This is a genomic window from Halorubrum sp. AJ67 (assembly GCF_000513435.1).
This window is the reverse complement of the sequence record NZ_CBVY010000014.1, coordinates 11832-13838: the sequence shown is the minus strand read 5'-3', so window position 1 is coordinate 13838 and position 2007 is coordinate 11832. Positions and strand designations below refer to the sequence as shown.

Below are 2007 nucleotides of genomic sequence, written 5' to 3'. Positions count from 1 at the left end.
GAGACGAACCATTCGATACGCGAAGGGAGGTGCGAGCCGGGCATAAAAAACGCGGAGTCCGATCGCGCGTTCTCCGATTCCGTCCGCGGGTTCTCCCCGTGATCCGCGCTCGCACACGCGCAGGACATTGAAAGCGCTTTTATGGATGTCCTGACTACGACAGCGCACAGCCTCTGTGGGGTCGATGATGTGCCGTTCCGTTAGGGACCGACCACGGGACGGACACGCGAGCCTACACGGAGGATAGGAGAAACATATGCCCGTTTACGTAGACTACGACACACCGGCGGACCTCGCGGAGCGATCCCTCGAAGCGCTCGAGGTCGCCCGAGACACCGGCACAGTGAAGAAAGGAACCAACGAGACGACCAAAGCCGTCGAGCGCGGCAACGCCGACCTCGTCATCGTCGCCGAGGACGTCTCCCCCGAAGAGATCGTGATGCACCTCCCCGAACTCGCCGAGGAGAAGGGGATTCCGGTCGTCTTCGTCGACACGCAAGACGAGGTCGGTCAGGCCGCCGGTCTCGAAGTCGGCTCGGCCGCCGCCGCCGTCGTCGACGCCGGCGACGCCGCCGACGACGTCGAGGACATCGGCGAGAAGGTCGCGGAGCTTCGATAACCTCCCATGAGCGCAGAAGAGGGCACCGGCGACTCGACGACCGCGGAGGTCATCGAGGTCGTCGGCAAAACCGGGATGCACGGCGAGGCCATGCAGGTCAAGTGCCGCATCCAGGAGGGATCGAACCAGGGACGGATCATCACCCGGAACGTTCTGGGTCCCGTCCGTCTGGGCGACGTGCTCCAGCTGCGGGAGACCCAGCGCGACGCCGACTCCATCGGAGGTCGATAACCAATGGTCGAGACACGCACCTGTGATTACACCGGCGAGGAGATCGAGCCCGGCACGGGCACGATGTTCGTGAAGAAGGACGGACAGATCCTCCACTTCGTCGACTCGAAGGCGGAGAAGAACTACCTCCTCGGCCGCGAGGCGCGCGACCTCGAATGGACCGAGGAAGGTCGCCGTCAGGGTGGCCAGGAATGAGCCACCACGACGAGCGCACCTTCGTGATGGTCAAGCCCGACGGCGTCCAGCGCGGACTCATCGGCGAGATCGTCTCTCGCTTCGAGGACCGCGGGCTGAAGCTCGTCGGCGGAAAGTTCATCCGGATTGACGAGGAGCTCGCCCACGAACACTACGGTGAACACGAGGGCAAGCCATTCTTCGACGGTCTCGTCGAATTTATCACCTCCGGTCCCGTCTTCGCGATGGTCTGGGAGGGTGCGGACGCGACCCGACAGGTCCGCGCGATGGTCGGCGAGACCGACCCCGCCGAGTCCGCCCCGGGCACGATCCGCGGCGACTTCGGCTTAGACCTCGGCCACAACGTGATCCACGCGTCGGACCACGAGGACGAGGGCGCGAACGAGCGCGAGATCGACCTGTTCTTCGACGAGGAGGAACTCGTCGACTACGACCTCGACACCTCGGCGTGGGTGTACGAGGACGAAGACCACTGACGGCCGCGCTGCCGTTTCGGAACTTTTCGCGGCGACGCACCGCCCGCTATCCCGCGTAGCTTTCGCTCAATCGACACACCGAGTTTCCGGTGAATATGATCTTCGAACCCCCCGCAGTCGTTCGGTTTCCGCTCTCTCAGCAGTTATAAACAGACGGACACGTCCGTCGGCAGTTCAGGTGTCGACCGCGATCGCGGTCCCGTCGTCCGCGACCACGATCACCTCGTCGCCGGCGTCGTCGGTGACGTCGGCGAACAGCGGCCCGCCGTAAACGACGACGTCGGGACCGCCGCGGGCGACCACGCTTCCGCTCCGGGTCATCGCGAGGATCTCGCCGTTGCGGTTGGCCGCGACCGGACCGATATCACCGTCGCCGTCGACGTCGCCGATGCGCGGCTCGTTGATCCGCGTCGACGCGCCGTACTGCTGTTTCCAGACGACCTCGCCGTCGAGTAGGCTCACGGCCCACACGCTCCCCGACCCCCG

Annotated in this window: 4 protein-coding genes and 1 pseudogene; 4 read left to right on the top strand and 1 reads right to left on the bottom strand. The window is 65.1% G+C overall.

Going from position 1 to position 2007, the window contains the following annotated elements:
* Positions 1–256 precede the first annotated feature (256 nt).
* Genes rpl7ae through ndk form a run of 4 tightly spaced genes read left to right on the top strand, consistent with a single transcriptional unit; the run spans position 257 to position 1521 of the window.
* On the top strand, positions 257–619 hold the full coding sequence (gene rpl7ae / locus BN903_RS11245) for a 50S ribosomal protein L7Ae (protein ID WP_006628114.1): 363 nt from the start codon (positions 257–259) through the stop codon (positions 617–619).
* 6 nt (positions 620–625) lie between these two features.
* Positions 626–850: a 30S ribosomal protein S28e gene (locus BN903_RS11240; RefSeq protein ID WP_004595321.1), complete on the top strand. Its 225-nt coding sequence runs from the start codon at positions 626–628 to the stop codon at positions 848–850.
* A 3-nt stretch (positions 851–853) separates the two neighbouring features.
* Complete coding sequence (locus BN903_RS11235; protein ID WP_048077816.1) at positions 854–1045, top strand: 50S ribosomal protein L24e; 192 nt, start codon at positions 854–856, stop codon at positions 1043–1045.
* Positions 1042–1521, top strand: a complete 480-nt coding sequence (ndk, locus tag BN903_RS11230) for a nucleoside-diphosphate kinase (RefSeq protein WP_048077815.1) — start codon at positions 1042–1044, stop codon at positions 1519–1521. The genes BN903_RS11235 and ndk overlap by 4 nt, the downstream gene beginning before the upstream one ends.
* A gap of 174 nt (positions 1522–1695) precedes the next feature.
* On the opposite strand, the pseudogene BN903_RS11225 reads toward ndk, so the two are convergent.
* A pseudogene (locus BN903_RS11225) lies at positions 1696–2007 on the bottom strand (hypothetical protein); the annotation flags it as partial.

Coding starts and splice junctions, on each gene's coding strand:
- rpl7ae (WP_006628114.1), top strand. CDS start 257: ATGCCCGTTTACGTAGACTACGACACACCGGCGGACCTCGCGGAGCGA.
- BN903_RS11240 (WP_004595321.1), top strand. CDS start 626: ATGAGCGCAGAAGAGGGCACCGGCGACTCGACGACCGCGGAGGTCATC.
- BN903_RS11235 (WP_048077816.1), top strand. CDS start 854: ATGGTCGAGACACGCACCTGTGATTACACCGGCGAGGAGATCGAGCCC.
- ndk (WP_048077815.1), top strand. CDS start 1,042: ATGAGCCACCACGACGAGCGCACCTTCGTGATGGTCAAGCCCGACGGC.